At 68.7% G+C, this 17,301-nt stretch carries 18 protein-coding genes; 6 read left to right on the top strand and 12 right to left on the bottom strand.

Annotated features, from left to right (window positions below; all coding sequences use genetic code 11):
- Positions 1–16: 16 nt before the first annotated feature.
- On the top strand, positions 17–538 hold the full coding sequence (locus E0H92_RS07565; RefSeq protein WP_238173334.1) for a SigE family RNA polymerase sigma factor: 522 nt from the start codon (positions 17–19) through the stop codon (positions 536–538).
- Positions 531–1,295: a hypothetical protein gene (locus E0H92_RS07570; RefSeq protein WP_131495778.1), complete on the top strand. Its 765-nt coding sequence runs from the start codon at positions 531–533 to the stop codon at positions 1,293–1,295. Before E0H92_RS07565 ends, E0H92_RS07570 begins: the two co-directional genes overlap by 8 nt.
- Position 1,296: 1 nt before the next feature.
- On the opposite strand, the gene E0H92_RS07575 is transcribed toward E0H92_RS07570, so the two are convergent.
- Genes E0H92_RS07575 through E0H92_RS44625 form a run of 3 tightly spaced genes read right to left on the bottom strand, consistent with a single transcriptional unit; the run spans position 1,297 to position 3,831 of the window.
- Entirely contained in the window at positions 1,297–2,466 is a 1,170-nt protein-coding gene (locus E0H92_RS07575; protein ID WP_131465719.1) for a hypothetical protein, read from the bottom strand.
- Positions 2,463–2,672, bottom strand: a complete 210-nt coding sequence (locus E0H92_RS07580) for a hypothetical protein (protein ID WP_131465721.1) — start codon at positions 2,670–2,672, stop codon at positions 2,463–2,465. Before E0H92_RS07580 ends, E0H92_RS07575 begins: the two co-directional genes overlap by 4 nt.
- A 31-nt stretch (positions 2,673–2,703) precedes the next feature.
- The gene (locus E0H92_RS44625) at positions 2,704–3,831 is read right to left on the bottom strand and encodes a hypothetical protein (protein ID WP_202873535.1); all 1,128 of its coding nucleotides are present in this window, start codon (positions 3,829–3,831) and stop codon (positions 2,704–2,706) included.
- 53 nt (positions 3,832–3,884) lie between these two features.
- Here E0H92_RS44625 and E0H92_RS07585 point away from each other — a divergent pair, with 53 nt between their 5' ends.
- Positions 3,885–5,567: an ABC-F family ATP-binding cassette domain-containing protein gene (locus E0H92_RS07585; RefSeq protein WP_131495779.1), complete on the top strand. Its 1,683-nt coding sequence runs from the start codon at positions 3,885–3,887 to the stop codon at positions 5,565–5,567.
- Between the two features lie 37 nt (positions 5,568–5,604).
- Entirely contained in the window at positions 5,605–7,362 is a 1,758-nt protein-coding gene (locus tag E0H92_RS07590) for a hypothetical protein (protein ID WP_131495780.1), read from the top strand.
- Here the strand turns inward: E0H92_RS07590 and E0H92_RS07595 are convergent.
- On the bottom strand, positions 7,359–8,327 hold the full coding sequence (locus E0H92_RS07595) for a glycoside hydrolase family 18 protein (protein ID WP_131465729.1): 969 nt from the start codon (positions 8,325–8,327) through the stop codon (positions 7,359–7,361). The genes E0H92_RS07590 and E0H92_RS07595 overlap by 4 nt on opposite strands.
- Positions 8,324–8,872, bottom strand: coding sequence for a TetR/AcrR family transcriptional regulator (locus E0H92_RS07600; RefSeq protein WP_238150872.1), 549 nt, complete (start codon positions 8,870–8,872; stop codon positions 8,324–8,326). Before E0H92_RS07600 ends, E0H92_RS07595 begins: the two co-directional genes overlap by 4 nt.
- 121 nt (positions 8,873–8,993) lie before the next feature.
- On the opposite strand from E0H92_RS07600, the gene E0H92_RS07605 reads away from it, so the two are divergent.
- Positions 8,994–9,449 (top strand): nuclear transport factor 2 family protein, encoded by a 456-nt coding sequence (locus E0H92_RS07605; RefSeq protein WP_131495781.1) that lies wholly within the window; start codon positions 8,994–8,996, stop codon positions 9,447–9,449.
- 35 nt (positions 9,450–9,484) lie between these two features.
- On the opposite strand, the gene E0H92_RS07610 is transcribed toward E0H92_RS07605, so the two are convergent.
- The 6 genes from E0H92_RS07610 to E0H92_RS07635 all read right to left on the bottom strand — a co-directional run bounded on the left by E0H92_RS07610 (position 9,485) and on the right by E0H92_RS07635 (position 15,432).
- Entirely contained in the window at positions 9,485–9,958 is a 474-nt protein-coding gene (locus tag E0H92_RS07610) for a DoxX family protein (RefSeq protein ID WP_131495782.1), read from the bottom strand.
- 138 nt (positions 9,959–10,096) lie between these two features.
- Positions 10,097–11,437, bottom strand: coding sequence for a sulfatase-like hydrolase/transferase (locus tag E0H92_RS07615; RefSeq protein ID WP_131495783.1), 1,341 nt, complete (start codon positions 11,435–11,437; stop codon positions 10,097–10,099).
- Positions 11,438–11,448: 11 nt separating this feature from the next.
- Positions 11,449–12,276, bottom strand: coding sequence for a carbohydrate ABC transporter permease (locus E0H92_RS07620; RefSeq protein ID WP_131465735.1), 828 nt, complete (start codon positions 12,274–12,276; stop codon positions 11,449–11,451).
- The gene (locus E0H92_RS07625; RefSeq protein ID WP_238150871.1) at positions 12,269–13,117 is read right to left on the bottom strand and encodes a carbohydrate ABC transporter permease; all 849 of its coding nucleotides are present in this window, start codon (positions 13,115–13,117) and stop codon (positions 12,269–12,271) included. Before E0H92_RS07625 ends, E0H92_RS07620 begins: the two co-directional genes overlap by 8 nt.
- Positions 13,114–14,385 (bottom strand): ABC transporter substrate-binding protein, encoded by a 1,272-nt coding sequence (locus tag E0H92_RS07630; protein WP_131495784.1) that lies wholly within the window; start codon positions 14,383–14,385, stop codon positions 13,114–13,116. The genes E0H92_RS07625 and E0H92_RS07630 overlap by 4 nt, the downstream gene beginning before the upstream one ends.
- A 45-nt stretch (positions 14,386–14,430) precedes the next feature.
- Positions 14,431–15,432: a LacI family DNA-binding transcriptional regulator gene (locus E0H92_RS07635; protein WP_131495785.1), complete on the bottom strand. Its 1,002-nt coding sequence runs from the start codon at positions 15,430–15,432 to the stop codon at positions 14,431–14,433.
- A 175-nt stretch (positions 15,433–15,607) separates the two neighbouring features.
- Here E0H92_RS07635 and E0H92_RS07640 point away from each other — a divergent pair, with 175 nt between their 5' ends.
- On the top strand, positions 15,608–16,426 hold the full coding sequence (locus E0H92_RS07640; protein WP_131465741.1) for an LLM class flavin-dependent oxidoreductase: 819 nt from the start codon (positions 15,608–15,610) through the stop codon (positions 16,424–16,426).
- A gap of 7 nt (positions 16,427–16,433) precedes the next feature.
- Here E0H92_RS07640 and E0H92_RS07645 read toward each other — a convergent pair whose 3' ends face one another.
- Positions 16,434–17,243 (bottom strand): SDR family NAD(P)-dependent oxidoreductase, encoded by an 810-nt coding sequence (locus E0H92_RS07645; RefSeq protein WP_131495786.1) that lies wholly within the window; start codon positions 17,241–17,243, stop codon positions 16,434–16,436.
- Positions 17,244–17,301 lie beyond the last annotated feature (58 nt).

Genomic DNA, 17,301 nt, shown 5'->3' on the forward strand with positions numbered 1-17,301 from the left:
GGGTATGGAGGCAGTCTTGGCGGCAGCTGAGGTTCGGACCGGGCCGCTCGACTTCGAGGTGTGGGTCACCGAGAAGGCGGATGCCCTGCTGCGGTTCGCGTATGTCCTGACCGGCGACGCGAACCTGGCCGAGGACGCCGTACAGGACGCTCTGACGACAGCCTGCGCGCGCTGGGGCCGGGTGAGTCGGGCCGACGACCCCGAGGCGTACGTGAAGCGGATGGTGGTGAACGCACACATCTCCTGGTGGCGGCGGTTCCGCCGGCGGGAGGCGCCGGTCGACGACCCGGTGCGCACGGCGCGCGCCGTCTCGGACGGTACGGCGGCCCGCGCGGAGGCGGATGCCATCTGGGACCTGTGCGCGACGCTCCCGGACAAGCAGCGAGCTGCCGTCGTACTGCGGTTCTACGAGGAGCTGTCGTACGCCGAGATCGCCCAGCTGCTGCACTGCGCGGAGGCGACGGCGCGGTCGCACGTACACCGCGCACTGGCTGCGTTGAAGACCACACTGAGCACGGAAGGAGCCGAGGATGCCTGAGCAGCACGACCCAGAGCAGGAGCTCGGCCCCAAGTTCACCTCTGCGTTCCAGGACCACGCGGGCGCCCAGGGGATGCAGACGTCCGGCCTGGCCAGTGAGGCCCGCCGACGGGTTCGCCGTCGTCGGCAGGCGTTGTCGATGGCTGCAGGTGCAGTCCTGGTGGTTGCGGCGGTCGGTGGCGTGTGGGGCTTGCTGGGCGGTGAGTCACCGGTAGCCACCAGCGACAGCAACTCCGCTGGCGCGGGCAAGGAGGTCGCGCCTGAGCCGCGGTCCTCACACGGCGTCGCGACGAACGCCGAGAAGGCAGGCTGCCCGGTCCCTCATCCGATCCAGCAGGCTGCGGCGCCGAACGACGTACCGGCCGGGACAGGACTCGACCTGAACACACCGGTGACCGGTCTGCGCGCGTGCCGTTACAGCACGGGTGCCGGCGGTCTGCTCGGACAGGAGGAGTTCGGCGCTGCCGTCGCGCAGCAGGTGGTCAACGCGATCAAGGTGCTCCCGGAGCGGAACCCGGACCTGCCGGTGTTCAAGTGCGCTCCGCAGGTCGCCAAGCCGTCAGAGGCGATCGCACTCCGCTTCGACACCGCAGCCGGCACCAAGGAGATCTGGGTCGTGTATGACGGCTGTACGTCGGCGGGCTTCTTCACCGGCAGCCACACGTACGGGCTGTACTCCGCGCCGCTGAAGCTGTTCATGACGGGCTCGGTCCGCCCGTCCGGCGGTACCTACCTGAGCGCCCTCAAGGACTGGTAGCTCACTCGATCCCGCGATCGGGCTTACGCGCCGAGCCGATCTGCCGGACGTTGTCGGGGCGTCCACTGGTGTCTACTGCCGAGTCGGTGCGCTGGCTCGGTGCCGTGTGCGACCACAGGAACTGCTGCAGCTTGGCGATCTCCCGATCGCGGTCAGTCAGAGGCCCGTAATCGGGCAGCCGCTCGTAGTACGCCTGCTCGCGCCCCGCTACCGGCTGCTGCGCCGGCCAGCCCTTACTGGCCCAGATCTGCTGGATCTCCTCCTCGCGGTCGACGAACCTCTCGCGCACCGAGTCCGGCAGTTCCGGCGGCTCTTCGCCCGGGTGCTCCGCGTTCCAGGACTCGTAGTGCTCCTTGATGTCGCCGAGGTTGGTGGTGAACTCCACCTCGGTCCACTCAGCCGAGTCCCAGCCCCATTTGTGCTTCGACCCGGGGTGAGTCAGCTCGCTCAGCTCCGTCATCGTGAGGCCGCCGAGACCGCGGCGGAGCGGCCCGGTCAGGTCCTCGCGCAGCTGGGCGCGATGCGACTCGGGAATCAGGTCACCCACCTGATGGTCGAGTGCGCGGTCGGCGATCGCGTTCAACCGCTGCGTGCGCGGGGTCTTGTCGATGAGGTCGCCGAGCTGGTTGTGGCCCAGCCCGGTCGCGCCGCCCAGCGTGTACTGCAGGTGATCCGTGGCCGCCGAGTACGCCGGGAACGCCGGACCGTGAGCGCCCACGGACAGCGACTGCTCGGTCATACTCTCAGCGATCCGGTCGCCGTACGTCCTGCTGAACCGGTCGCACCGTGCGTTCTCGAGGGCGATGTCCTCGAGCGATTCGATCGGTGTCGCGCCGGGCACGCTGTCGTCCCCGACCTCGGACATCGAGTGCCGTGCCTGGAACACCGCCATCCTGGTCGCGCCGGCGGCCGCGGTCCGCTCGTCCGCGGTGAGCACATGACCTGGGGTGTAGGCGGGGCGGGCCGCGTCGAGGACGTGCTCCCGGCTGATCGTCATGCTGCCGTCGGGGAGACAGCGGCCTGCGATCGGTCCGTCCTGCTCGTACAGCTTCCCGTTCCAGCGGGACGGCTGGCCGGAGAACTCCTCGGCCTTCGCGACGACCGACGAGACCCAGTCGTGCTCCCAGGTGCCGGCAGGGATCTCCGGACCGCGCTCGAGGACCTCGTTCATCGGCTCTCCTTCGGCAGCGCGGCGAGCCGTTCCGCGAGCGAGCTGTTCATCAGCAGTACGGAGCTGCGCTCGTCCGGAGCCGCTTGTGGCAGGAGGTCACCGATCCGCTCGATCGTCTGCCCGAGCTCGGCGGCCAGCTCTTGCCCGGAGGCAGTCGACATCATGGCTTCGGCATACAGCCGCTGTACTTCCCGATAGGCGTCCATCCCGGCCGATCATTCCCTTCCAAAGGGTCGACTACCGAGCCTGTCCGTCGGTGGATCGCGGCGTGGCCGTCCGCCAGGCGGCGAAATCGGCCGGTGCCGCGGCGGCCGCTGCCGACGCTGCGGCTCCGCCTCCTGCCGCGGCGCCCGCGCCGGCTGCCGCACCGCCTCCCGCCAGGCCCGCCTGCGCGCCGGTGTCCAGGAACTGCCGCAGGTGGCTGGTCTCCAGGTCGATGGAAGGCCGGCCGTAGTACGTCTCGATCCGCTGCACCTGCGCCCGCTCCTGCGACGACATCGGCATCCGCGGCGGGTGTTCGCCGTACTGCCGGTAGTGCTGTTCGATCGCGCCCAGCTCACGTTCCAGCTGCTGGACCGCCCTGGCTGCGGTCTCCCGGCCGCGTGCGGCGAGCTCGACCGGAGGTTCGTTCTCCGCGCTGTAGTTCCCGAGCGACCCGAGTTCGGCGCGCAGCGGCTGACTCAGCCGGAGCCTGATCTGGGACCGGTGCTCCGGCGGCATCAGGTTCGCCAGCCGCGAGTCGATGACCACGTCGGCCATGGCGTTGTAACGCTGCACGAACGGCGTCCCGTCGACAGCCGCGTGTACCTCCGCGCGCGACCGTCCGCTGATCGTGTGCAGGCCGTTCAGCACCCCTTCGACGCCCGCCTGGTACCCGGCGTACGGCATGACGGCCTGTACGTCGTGGATCCGCGGGATCGCCTTGTCCATGGCGATGTCCGTGATGATCTGGTCGACGATCCGGTCCCGGTTGCTGTCCGCGAGCCCCTCGGTCACGACCTCGGCCTCCATCGAGTCGAAGCGGACCGCGTCCGGCGCGTCCTCCTCGCCGACCTCGTGCTGGTGGTGGTCGGTCTCGTGGACCACCAGCATCACCGCGATCCGGGCTCCGCCGGTGTCTTCGAGGCCCAGTGCTCCGGTCGCGTCGTACGCACGCATGACGGGTTCGAGGACGAGTTGCCTGTTGATCGTCATGGGTCCGTCGATCTGCGCCGTGCCTCCGGTGCCGGTCAGCTCCTCGTAGAGCCGCCGGTTCCACGACGACGGCCGGCCGGTGCGCCGCTCGACTGCCTCGACGATGCTCGCGACCCATTGGTACTCACGGGTCGTGGGCGGGATCTCGCGTCCCCTCAGGTGGTGCGGCACCGGCACACGATAACTGTTCGCGTGTGGGTTGCGGTGGCCGTCAGACTGGGGGGATGGGTCACGTGGATGTTGGCGGTGTGGGGTTCGAGCTGCCGGACGGGCGGGTGTTGCTGGACGACGTCACGTTCCGCGTCGGGGACGGTGCGAAGGTCGCGCTGGTCGGGGCGAACGGTTCGGGCAAGACCACTCTCACCAGGATCATCTCGGGCGACCTGAAGCCGCACAGCGGCAGCATCTCCCGGTCCGGTGGGCTGGGCGTGATGCGGCAGTTCGTCGGCTCGGTGCGCGACTCGTCGACGGTGCGGGACCTGCTGCTCGGTGTGGCGCCGGAGGCGATCCAGCAGGCCGCGGCCAAGCTGGACAAGGCCGAGCAGAAGATGATGGACGCGGACGACGAGAAGACCCAGCTCCGGTACGCCCAGGCCGTGGCCGACTGGGGTGAAGTCGGTGGGTACGACGCGGAGGTCCTCTGGGACGTCTGTACGACGGCCGCACTCGGCGTACCGTTCGACCGCTGTCGCTGGCGTGAGGTGAAGACGCTGTCCGGCGGTGAGCAGAAGCGTCTGGTGCTGGAGGCGCTGCTCCGCGGCCCGGACGAGGTCCTGATGCTGGACGAGCCTGACAACTACCTCGACGTACCAGGCAAGCGGTGGCTCGAGGAGCAGCTGCGTACCTCCGACAAGACTGTGCTGTACATCAGCCACGACCGGGAGCTGCTGGCCAACACCGCTACCCGCATCGTCACCGTAGAGCTCGGTGCGGCGGGTAACACCGCGTGGACGCACGGCGGCGGGTTCGCGACGTACCACGAGGCCCGGCGGCACCGGTTCGAGCGTTTCGAGGAGCTGCGCAAGCGCTGGGACGAGGAGCACGCCAAGCTGCGCGCACAGATGCTCATGTACAAGCAGAAGGCGGCGTACAACTCCGACATGGCGTCGCGCTACCGGGCGTCGCAGACGCGGCTGCGCAAGTTCGAGGAAGCTGGTCCGCCGCAGGCCCTGCCACGCGAGCAGAAGGTCAGCATGCGTCTGACCGGTGGCCGCACAGGCAAGCGGGCCGTGGTGTGCACCGCACTCGAGCTGACGGGGCTGATGAAGCCGTTCGACCTCGAGGTCTGGTACGGCGAACGCGTCGCCGTGCTGGGCTCCAACGGGTCCGGGAAGTCGCACTTCCTGCGGCTGCTCGCCAACGGTGGTTCGGACCCCGATGTGGAGCACGAGCCCGTCGGCGACGTACAGATCCCGTCCGTGGCGCACACCGGCAACGCCAAGCTCGGTGCGCGGGTACGGCCCGGCTGGTTCGCGCAGACCCACGAGCACCCAGAACTGGTCGGTCGGACGTTGCTGGAGATCTTGCACCGCGGTGACGACCACCGGGACGGCATGGGGCGCGAGCTGGCGTCGCGGAAGCTCGACCGGTACGAGCTGGCGCACGCGGCCGAGCAGACCTTCGACAGCCTGTCCGGAGGCCAGCAGGCCCGTTTCCAGATCCTCCTGCTGGAGCTGTCCGGTGCGACGCTGCTGCTCCTCGACGAGCCCACCGACAACCTGGACGTCGAGTCGGCCGAGGCACTGGAAGAGGGCCTCGACTCGTTCGACGGCACAGTGCTCGCGGTGACCCACGACCGCTGGTTCGCCCGCGGCTTCGACCGCTACCTGGTCTTCGGCGCCGACGGCTCGGTCTACGAACCCGACGAGCCGGTCTGGGACGAAGGTCGCGTACAAAGGACCCGCTGACCTTAGAGTTCTCCCACACCGTGGAGGGGGGACTGCGATGACAGGCGATCTGGCCGGCCGCTGGGCCGCTGCTGTTGTCCCGAGCTGGATCTATCGCTGGCTTCTGCCGGTGGTCTGGCTCGGGGCGATTGTGGCGTCGGTCGTTGGTGACACCAGCAGCTGCTCGATCGAGGACCCGACGATCTGCGGTCCGGACCGGACGTTCTCACTGGCGATGATCGCCTGCTTCGCGTCGCTCGCGCTGCTGTGGTGGCGGCCGATCGCCGCCGCGGCCGCCGGCGTGCTGTTCATGATCCTCGACCTCCGGTACGACGACGTCGCCTCGGCGCGGATCGCCTGGACCGTGTACGGCGTCCTGTGTGCCGTACTGCTGATCTGGGTCTTCACGAGCCGCCGCAGGCAACGGTCCCTGGTGGCGGGGATGCCGCGACAGCAGGTGCAGGTGCCGGCGGCCGCACCGGTCGGTGTGACCAGCCGACTCCTCGTGGCGGGCGGGCTGGTGCTCGTGGGTGCTGCGGCGCTCGGTCTGATGCACTGGCAGGACCAGCGCGAGGAAACGCATGTACAACGTGCTGTCGAGCAGACCGCTGTCGTGAAGGGTACGAACGACGACGGGGACCTTGTACTGCAGCTGCCCGACGGCCGCAGCCACACCGTGACCGTGGTGGACGACTACGACACCGGTGCACAGGTCCCGGTCCTCGTCGACCCTGCGGACCCGGACTGGCTCCGGCTCCGTGCAGAGCTCGCTGACTACACCTGGTGGTACACGGTGGCCGGGGGAGCGTGGGTCCTGGCTCTCCTGTTCGTGCTCCGCGACGTTCAGCTCCGTAGAGCCCGCCCACGTGAGTCCTGGCGCGGACAGGGCGTACCTGTCTGGATCGCGCCGGACGCGTCCTCTGCGTTCGCGGTCCGGTCGACGGAGGACGGTGTCCTGCTGGGCTTCCTCGACGCCGAGCTGGACGACGACGAGAGCGACCTGCGGTTGCTGGACGCCTTCAGCGCGCTCGACGAGGACGAGGACGCTGCACCCGCCAGGCTCAAGCAGGAGTGGACGGAAACGCTCAAGCGGTACCGCGGCGACGCCCTGCTGGTAGGCGATCTGGCTGAGGGCAGCTGGCCGACCATTCTGCTCGGTGGCCAGGCGCTCCGCCCGGTCAGCCCGTTCCGGGCGCCGCGTCGGGTGCCGTGGCGCACCGAGAAGTACGAGGGGCTGCCGGCGGACTTCGAGCCGGATGAGCACACACCTCAGCGTCCGTCGGTCGAGGCGGCGCGGGACGTCCCGATGTTGCCGTGGGAGGTGCCGCTGCAGACCCGGTCGTGGTGGAGCCTGCCGGCGCTTGTCGCCGTACTGGTTGTTGCGCCCGTCGCAGTCGGGACACTCGCGAGCTGGGGTGAGTGGTACGGCGCCGTCGTGGGGACCTTCGTCGGCGCGCAGCTGGTGCACTCACTCGGTTCACGTGCGCTCTACCGGGTGACTGCGACCGCGACCGAGCTGACGATTCGCACTGGCTGGTTCGAGCAGCGCGTGCCGTGGCGGGCCGTGGAGTCGGTCGAGGTCGAGGACGAAGGGCTCAGCCTGGCGGCAGGTGACGACTGGCACGTTGTCGGCGGCATCGCGGAGAAGGAGCTGGCCGGCGTCGCTGCTGTCTTCGAGACACTCCGGCTGCGTTCGCGCACCGGTCTGCCAGAGCAGCCCGCTGTCCGCCGACCGTCACCGGTGCTGCTGATCAACGCCGTCTATGTGGCCGTCTGCGTCCTCATCCTCGCTCTGACCCGCTGGAACCCGTTCTAGGGCGCCACACACCAGCCGTCGCGGTACGCCGCCCAGTGCTCGTCGGTGGCCGCGAAGTCGACGTACAAGGCCAGGCCGAAGTTCTGGCGAGGTGAGTCGCCAAGACCGAGGCGTGCGCCGCGGACTGCCGCGCTGACCGTCTCCGCGTTGCCCCAGTGGGACGGGTTGTTCTCCCAGTACGCCGGGAGCCCCATGAGGAGGTCCGTACCTGGTGGGGTGACCTCCAGCGCCAGCTTGGTCTGCTTGGCGACGTACCCGCCGTACAGGGACTCCAACGGCTGTGCGGTGTCGTAGGACATGACGGCGACCTGGTTGACCCGTTCCGCGACCTGGCGGAAGTAGTCCTGTGACCACCACTTGTCGATCGGAATCACGTGCAGGTACCAGAGCGGGTCGATCTGCGCCGCCGCGACCGACAACGTCGTACCGAGCGCCCGGGTTTCATCGAGCACGGCCAGGTAGCCCTTCGACCCGGACCGTACCGGCTCGAAGTCGTAGTGGATGCCCTGAAACCCCTGCTGCAGAACGGCGGACGCCGACTCGACGACGCGCCGGCGTACCGCAGAATCGTCGAGGTTCATCCCGGGGTCCTTGCCCGGCTGGACGACGTCACCGAGCCAGGCCTGCACGCGGACGGCGGGAGCCGCGGTACGCATCGCGTCGACGAACCAGCGCGCCTTCGGCGAGACCTTTGCCAACGGCAACGAACCGTCGTGTTCCAGCGGACCGGTATGCACGTAGAGGTCGCGGATGCCGGTGCCCTGCAGACGTTGCGCCAGGGCGGTCACGTCGGCGGCGGTCTTCCGGCCGTCGACCCACGCGTGACCGAGCCAGAGCGCGTCCTGGTCGCGGGTCCGGGCCGTCGGGTCACCGGCGTACTGCACGCGTAACGAGATCGCGTAGGCGCCGAGCGGCACGATCAGGAGCAGCAGCAGGGCAACGACGATCTTGAGAACACGCTTCACCGGCGAGGCTTCAGGCCGTCGTAGATCAGGGCGAGCATCCGGTCGCGCGTCTCCGGGTCGAGCTTGGCCGCGGTCGCGCCGCGGGACGCGCCGATCAGCAGCGCGTAGACCTCCGGCATCTCCGCGTCGTCCCGGACCGCACCGGCCTTCTGAGCCGCGGTCAGCAGTCCGCTGAAGGCCTCCCGCATCCCGCGACCGGCCTCTCGGGCCTCCTCGCCGGCCGCCGCCCCCGCCGCGGTCAGCGCTTCGGCGATCGCGAGCTTCGACGCGGACTCGGACACGACCTGCGTGAAGAACTCGAAGAACGCCGTACCAGGGTCGTCGCTCGCGGCCAGCTCGAGGGCCCGGTCGCGGATCCGCTCCAGGCGCAGCGTCAGGACCGCCTCGAGTAGTTCGGTCTTGGTCGCGAAGTGCCGGAACACGGTCGCGATCCCGACCCCGGCCAGCCTCGCCACATCGTCGGTCGACGCCCCCGGCGACCGCCCGAAGACGTCGTCCGCGGCCGTCATGATCCTGGCCCGATTGTCCCGTGCGTCTGCTCGCACCCCAGCTCCCCTCCGTCGCACCTCAGCCTAGAAGACGCCGCGAACGCCGCCGAGGTTGTAAACGAAGTCGAGACTCCATATATTCGAAGTCGTCACTCCGTTTATACCCGTGAGGAATCCGATGACTCCTGAAGAGGTCTTCCTGAAGCTCGTGCACGGTGTCGCCGACCGCGACTTCGCCGTTCTGCCGGAGCTGTACGCCGAGCAGACCGACGTCCGGCACCCGATGAACCCGTACGGCGACCACCCCCTGCTCAGCCGGGACGCGCTCCGCGAGCACTTCGGCGGCGTCGGCCCGCGGGTCACCGAGGTGGTGCGCTTCCAGCCGGACAACCTCCGCGTGCACCAGACCGCCGACCCCGAGGTGATCGTGGCCGAGTTCGAGTACGCCGGAACGATTCTGGCGACCGGTGAGCCGTTCCGGGTGCCGGCGATCTTCGTCCTGCGGGTGCGCGACGGGCTGATCGTGGAGTCCCGGGACTACATCGACCACCTGTCGATGATCCGCGCCCGCGGCCAGGTGGACGAACTCGTCGCCCACCTGAAGGAACCGGCAGGCGCCCCGGCCGCGTCGTAGTCGGCAGAGGCGCCGGACGGCCCCGGACCGAGGCATCAAGCCCGCCCGGGGCCGTCTCCAATTCGGAGCGGCATCACGCTGAGAGCTTTTGCTGCGACGACGAGGCCGGCCGCTGCGAGTACGACGTCCTTCAGGACGTACTGCGCCTCCAGCGTCGGGGTGCCCGGGAACAGGTCGCCGAAGAACAGGACCAGCGGCGACATGATCCCGACCAGCGAGAAGCCGAGCACCAGCAGCCCGGTCCGCAGCAGCCGGCCGGAGACCAGCGTGAGCCCGATGAAGCACTCCATCACCGCGGTCAGTAGTACTGCGGACCGCCCGTGGACGATGCCGAACGTCAGTGTGTCGATGGTGCGCATCACCAGCGCCTCCGCCGGGCTGGCCCCGGGGAAGAACTTCAGTACGCCGAACACCAGGAAGATCAGCCCAAGGCTGACTCGCAGGATGTCGACGCTCCGCTGCCCGAGCCACTCGGCGGCTCGATTTCCCTTGTGGATCACGGTGTTCATGGTGGTCTCCCTGTTCAGAATCGATGTCCTGAACAGGTTCGCGAAAACCACCCGCCTGCCGCGTCGGGCGGCCGGCGGCACTTGCGCTACGCCGACCGCCGTACGACTCAGGGAGACCCTGAGGCCTGGGGGAGTACGTCACTCCAGCCGACGGCCGTCCAGTTTCAGACGGCGGACAGTGGTTTCCGGAAAACGCTGGCGGTCCCTCGGCGCGGGGTACGGCGTCACCGTCACGGCCTGTCCTTCGATCGCGGCGATCTCGTCGATCAGCCGCGCGCGGAGTTCTGCCGCGACCTCCTGGTGGTTGACGCTGTCGATCAGGTTGTCGAGCTCGTACGGATCGGCGTCGAGGTCGTACAACGCCCGCTCGGCGTAGGTCGCGGCCGCTGGTACGTCGCCGGCGTCCGGCGCGTGCACGTAGTACTTCCAGCGACTGGTCCGCAGTGCACGGCCGACCTCCGACTCGCTGACCTGGATCAGCACCGCGTCGCGACGGGACTCCCGCAGCGGCACACCGTCCAGGTGGTCGGGCAGTTCGATCCCGGCCGCCTCCAGCAGAGTCGGTACGACGTCGACGGTACTGACCGGCGTGTTGACCCGCGAGCCGCCGCGGTACCCGGGCCCTTCAACCACCAGGGGCACACGGACGGAGCCGTCGTGCGGTGAGCGCTTGTACTCGCTGTTCCGCGTCTTGAAGTGTGAGCCGTGGTCGGACGTGTAGAGCAGGAGCGTGTCGTCGGTGAGGTCGAGGCTCACCAGAGCGTCCCGCAACCGGCCGAGGCACTCGTCTACGCGCTTGATCTGGCCGTAGTACCCCGCCGCGTGCTGGTGCGCCGTACCGGGCAGTGTTGCGAGGTCCGGTGGCAGCCACGCACCGGTGTAGGTGTTCCGGTAGACCTCTGGCGCCGGGTAGTCGTCGTGCTCGTTCTGGTGGTGTGGCTCGATCAGCGAGAGAAAGAGCATGAACGGCCGGTCGTCGGCCGACGCACGAGTGACGTAACGGATGGCGGCGTCGGTCAGCGCGTCCGGGCGGTAGCCGGGCAGGAAAACGGGTTCCCCGTTTCCGTCGGACACCACCGTCCGGTAGGCGTCGGAGGTGAACTCGAGCAGATTGGAGGCCAGCCAGTCCTCGTACCCGGCCTGCTCCTCGGCCGGCACCGGGTCCTGCGTGCCCAGGTGCCACTTGCCGATGTAGCCGGTCCGGTAGCCCGCGGCACCGAACAGCCGGCCCAGCGTGGGCGCGTCGGTCGGCAGCGGAACGTTGTTCCGGAAAACGCCGGTGTTGGTCGGAAACATTCCGGTTTGCATTGCCGCCCGCGCCGGCGCGCAGACCGGGTTGGTGGTGCAGGCGGTCTCGAAGAAGGTCCCGCGGCGGGCCATCAGATCGAGGTTCGGGGTCAGTCCGAGCGGGCATCCGGCCGCGCCGACGGTGTCCCAGCGCTGCTGGTCGGTGAAGAAGACGATCACATTGGGGCGCATCGAGGGAGGTCTCATTTCAGTCCGGAGAGGGCGATGCCTGCCACCAGGAACCTCTGGGTGATCACGAAGAAGATCGCGGTCGGCACGAACAGGATCAGCGCGCCGGCCGCCGTCAGGTTCCACTGCGTGAAGTACTCCTGGTTGAACAGGGTCAGACCGATCGGCAGCGTGCGCATCTCGGTGCGGCTGGTGGCGATCAGCGGCCAGAGGAACTCGTTCCACTGGAAGACGAACGTGAACAGGCCGAGCACCGCCAGTGCCGGCTTGCACTGCGGCAGGATCACCCGCAGGTAGATCCGGAACTCGCCGGCGCCGTCCACCCGGGCCGCCTCGATCAGCTCGTCCGGCAGCGGCCGGATGAACTGCCGCATCAGGAAGATGCCATAGGCATCCATCAGGAACGGCACGATCAGGCCCTGGTAGCTGTCGATCCAGCCCAGGCTCGCGAAGATCGAGTAGATCGGCAGCATCCGGACGAAGAACGGCACCATCAGCGTCGACAGCACCGCGACGAACGCGATCCGCTTCCCGGGGAAGTCCAGCTTGGCGAACACGTACCCGACCAGCGGGTCGAAGATCAGGTGCGAGACGGTGATCGCGCCGGCCATCACGAAGCTGTTGACGAAGAACCGCCCGAACGGCGCCGCCTCGAACAAGCGGCTGAAGTTCTGCCACTGCAGGTGATCCGGCCAGAGCACCGGGTCGCCCGACTGCACCTCGCTGTCGCTCTGCAGCGCCAGCACGATCATGTACAGCAGCGGGAGTACCGTGACCAGGCCGAGGACGACGAGGACGACGTACGCCGCGACGCGGTCACCGGGGAACAGTCGTTCACGCATCGGCCCGGTCTCCGATCCGCAGCTGCACCAGGGACAGAATCAGGACGACGATCAGCAACAGCAGCGACAGCGCCGACGCGTACCCGAAGTCGTTGTCGTTGAACGCGACGATGAACAGCCGGTGCGCGTACAGCGAGGTCGCGTTGCCGGGGCCGCCGCCGGTGACGATGTACGGCAGCGCGAACTGCTGCAGCGTGCCGATCAGCCCGATGATCGAGACGAAGACCGTGGTCGGGGCGAGCAACGGCAGCGTGATCGCGAAGAACCGCCGCCATGGCCCGGCGCCGTCGATCCGCGCGGCCTCGTAGTACAGGCCCGGGATGCCTTGCAGCCCGGCGAGGAACAGCACCATCGTGTAGCCGGCGCCGGACCAGACAGTGATCCCGACGATCGTCGCCAGCGGATGCGTGCTGAGCCAGGTCTGCCCGGGCAGGCCGACCGCCTCGAGCAGCCGGTTGAGGATGCCGACCTGCGGGTCCAGGATGTTCCGCCAGAGCAGGCCGATGATCGACACCGACGTCAGGTACGGGATCAGCAGCACCGAGCGGAACAGCGTGCGGCCGCGCAGCGACTGGTTGAGGATGACGGCCAGCCCGAGGCCCACCGCCGTACCGACGACCAGCGTGCCGGCTGCGTAGGCGAGCGTGATCAGGAACGAGTGCAGGACCTCCGGGTCGCGGAAGGCCCGGCTGAAGTTGCTCAGGCCCGCGAAGACGCCGTCGGCGTCGTACAGGCCTGTCATCAGCTGGTTGCCGATCGGGAGAAAGAACAGCAGGACGAAGAACAGGACTGCCGGGGTGAGGAACAGCCAGGCGGTCAGCGCCTGCCGGCGACGGATCACAGCGCCGCCCCGGCCTGCTTGCGGAAGTCGTCCAGCGCGGGCCCGACCGGCGCGTGCTGGATGATCATCTGCTGGTAGGCCTTCTTCCACAGCTCGTTGACCTGCGCCGCCTTGCCGCTCGCGGAAAGCGCTACATCTTGTTTCGCCACCACGGCGAGGGCCTTGGCGATCGTCGCGAGGTTCGGGTCCGCGGCGACCGCGGGGTCGGCGGCCCAGCTCTTGCGCGGCATCGACATACCGGCTTCCTTGGTCGCCGCGAGTTCGGTCTTCACGGCGGCGAGCTTGGTGATCAGCTCCCAGGACAACTTCGGGTCCTTGGCCTTCGCCGGAATCATCAGTCCTGAACCGGCCATCGCGGCGGACTGCACGGTGCCGGTCAGCGGTACGGCGAGACCGAGCTCGATGTCCGGACTGCCCTGCCGGATCGGGCCGATGTCCCACGGCCCGGAGACGAACATCGCGGCGCGCTTGGCGGAAAACAGTTTCTGCGGGCCGGAGTAGTCGGTCGTCGCGACCGGAGCGGGGGAGACCTTGTGGGTGTAGATCAGGTCCTGCATCCACTGCAGGGTCTTGAGCGCGCCGTCGGCGGGCATCATGAACTGCTTGGCGCCCGCGTCGCTGAAGTCGACCTTCTGCTGGTTGTAGTACGGCGCCGCGTAGCTCGGGTCCGAGTTCAGCGCGCAGCCGGACACCTTGTCCTTGGTGGTCGCCTTCGCCACCTCGAGGAACTCGTCCCAGGTCGACGGCGGCTGGTCGAAACCCGCCGCCGACAGCAGCTGCTTGTTGTAGAACAGCAGACCGTTGGCCGTCAGGTGCAGGGGGATCGAGTAGGTCTTGCCCTCGTACTGGCGGGCCACGACCGCCTGGTCCAGGAAATCACCCGGAAAACCGAATTCCTTGTCCGCCGCCGCGAACTCGTCCAGAGCCAGCACGTTGCCGGCCAGTCCGTACTGCGTTCCGGTGCCGGCGGAAACTTCTTCGACCAGGTCCGGAACGTTTCCGGAACGGAAGTCCGCGGTCAGTTTCGTGGTCAGGTCCGGCCACTGGAACTTCTGCCAGTTCACCTGCAGATCGTGGTCCTTGCCGAACTGGTCGATCACCTGCTTGTACGCCTGGTACCCGTGACCGGCGTTCCAGTAGATCGTGAACGTCCGGCTGTCCTCCTTCTTCGAGGCGGGCTTGGCCGGTGCACAGCCCGCCCCGACCGCGCCGAGCACGGTGACGCCGAGGCCGAGCCGGAGGAACGAGCGGCGGTTGTACGAGGGCATGACAAAACCTTTCGAATAGCAGGTACCGCGTGGACAGGGGGCGAGCTACGCGGACGCGCGGTGGTTCAGCACCCAGGGCATGGACAGCTCCCGGGCCGGCAGCGCGGGATCGTCGATCCGCGCGAACAGCGCCTCGACCATCTCGGTGAAGTCGAGTTGATGCATGCCGACGCTGGTCAGCGGCGGCTGGGAGTACGACGCCTCCCGGGTGTTGCCGGTACCGATCACGGCCAGGTCGTCCGGCACCTTGACGCCCCGGTCGACGGCGGCCTGCAACGCCGCGAACCCACCGCGGTCGGACTCCGAAACGATCGCGTCCGGAGGGTTCGGGGTGTCGAGCAGTTCGCGGACCACCCGTACGGCGTCCTCGCGGGCGGCGGCGCCGATCCGCACGAGGCCCGGGTCGACCTCGCGGCCCGCCTGCCGAAGCGCGTCGACGTACCCCAGGTAGCGGTCCTCCTGGGCGCCAGTGTGGGAGAGGAACGCGATCCGTCTGCGGCCGGCGTCGATCAGGTAGGCGGTGGCCTCCGCTAGCGCCGTACGGGCGTTGTTCCGGACGACGTCGACACCCGGGAGTTCGAGGGTGTCGCTGAAGGCCATCAGGGCGCGGGTGGACCGGCGGGCCGCGGTGAGGTCGAGCTCGTCACTCAGACCGCCGACGAAGATCGCGCCGTCGACGTGACCGCGGGTGATGACTCGCAGCGACTGAGCGGCCCGGTCGAGGCGTCGTACCGGGACTCCGATGACCGAGTAGCCGTGGGCGGCGGCGATGTCCTCGGACTGCGCGGTCAGGTGATCCAGCCACGGTCCGACGGGTGGCGCGTAAACGATCGCGATCAACTCCGACCGCTGCCGCCGCAGACTCCGAGCGGCGGTGTTCCCCTTGTAGCCGAGTCGCCGCGCGGCCTCCTCCACCCGCTTCCGCGTCGGCTCCGGCAGCGGGGTCGTCCGGTCCGCCCGCCCACTCAGCACGTACGAACACGTCGCCACGGAAACCCCCGCAGCCTCAGCCACGTCCCGCAGCGTCGTACGCCCTTCCCTACTCATGGTGAAAGCATTAACCTGGTCCCACGCCCGGTCAACACCCCATAATTGGTTAATTTGCTAGACATTAACCAACCGCGGCTGGAGGTTTCTTGGGTGGGGTTGTCGGATTCTTGGTGGGGGCTTCGTGGATAGGGCAAAGGGATCGGACGAAGCCTCAGATTCAAGGAGAACTGCGATGACCGAGCAGGCCGGGCGTGTGACCAGACCGTTTCGCTTCGGGGTTGTTGCTCCCGTCGGTGATGACCTGTCGGCGTGGCGGGATCGGGTACGGCGGATTGCTGACCTCGGGTACTCGACGTTGCTGATGCCTGATGTGCCTACCTGGCAGCCAACGCTCGCCCCCACGCTGGCTACCGCGGCTGCGATCGCGGATCTGCGGGTCGGCTCGTGGGTCTATGCCGCCGCGCTGCGCGAACCCATGAGCACGGCGTGGGAAGCTCACTCGCTCTCGGTCCTCACCGAAGGTCGCTTCGAGATGGGTATCGGCGCCGGCCGGCCTGGCATCGAGGTCGAACTGGGGCTGCCTGCCGTCTCCCTGGCCGAGCGTCGCTCCCGGATGCGCGAGACCGTCACCGCCCTCCGTGAATTCGACGGCCCCGAGCTGCATACGCCGGTGGTGATGGCGGTGAGCGGACCGAAGTCGCAGGAGTTGGCGCTCGAGGTCGCTGACGCGGTCACGTTCGTACTCCCCGCGGACGACGATCGCGCCGAAACCACGCAGCGGGTCCGCGACTTCGCCGGCCGCCGCGACCTCGAACTCGCCCAGCACGTGGCCGCCGTCGGTGACCGTGTCGCTCCGTTCATGGCGCCGCCCGACCTCGACACCGCGGCGCTCCGCGCGGCCGACTCGCTCGTCATCCTCCCGAGCGACCCTGGAGCGGCCGCCGAGGAAATCCAGCGCCGGCGCGAAGAGATCGGCTTCTCGTACATCGTCATCGGCGCCGACTTCGCCGAAACCCTCGCACCGGCCGTCGCCAAGCTGTCCGGCCAGTAGCCGGCGGTCAGCGTGGGTGTGGGTCGGTGAAGCCGTACTCCTGGGCCAGGGCCGAAGTGCGCACCACCTTGCCGGTGTGGCGGGCGACGTCCGGGTCCACGGCGAGCGCCGCGACCGCCCGGCCGACGAACAGCGGGGACTCGGAGTCCGTGAGGTCGATGAACTCCGCGGCGCGCAGGACCGACTCGGTGCGGACCAGGCCGGGGTAGAGCGAGACAGCGGTCACGCCGTGGTCGCGGAGTTCGTGGGCCATGCAGGCGATCATGTGGTCGGTCGCCGCCTTCGCAGCGCCGTACGCGACGCCGGTGTCGGTCTTCTCGGCGCCTTCCGAGGACACGGTGACGATCAGGCCCGCCCCCGCGGCGACCATCGCCCTGGCGGCCGCCACGGTCGTCACGTAATGCGCCCGTACGCCGGCTTGGAACGCCGAGTCCCAGCGCTCGAGCGGCTGTGTCCAGAAGCCGGCCTCCTCCCAGAACGGCGTACCGTCCCAGAAGTACTCGTAGCCGCCCCACACGTTGTTCACCAGTACGTCGAGACGCCCGGCGTCGGCCAGCACTCGCTGGACGGCCTGCCTGGTCTGCTCGTCATCACGGTGATCGCACCCGATCGCGACCCCGGTCCCACCGATCGCGGTGATCTCATCAGCCGTCACCTGCACCGTCCCGGGCAACGGCGTCGGAGCCGCCCCGCCGGTCTCGGTCCGCCCCGTGACGTACACAGTCGCCCCCTGCTCACCGAGCCCGAGAGCAATCCCTTTCCCCACCCCACGACTCGCCCCAGTAACGAGCGCGACCTTCCCCGCCAGCAACCCCATCCACCGAAGCTAACAGCGCCCACGGACAGAAACCGCGGGACAAGGAACAGCCGCCGCG

Origin of the sequence: Kribbella speibonae, assembly GCF_004331375.1 — a bacterium.
GTDB lineage: Bacteria > Actinomycetota > Actinomycetes > Propionibacteriales > Kribbellaceae > Kribbella > Kribbella sindirgiensis.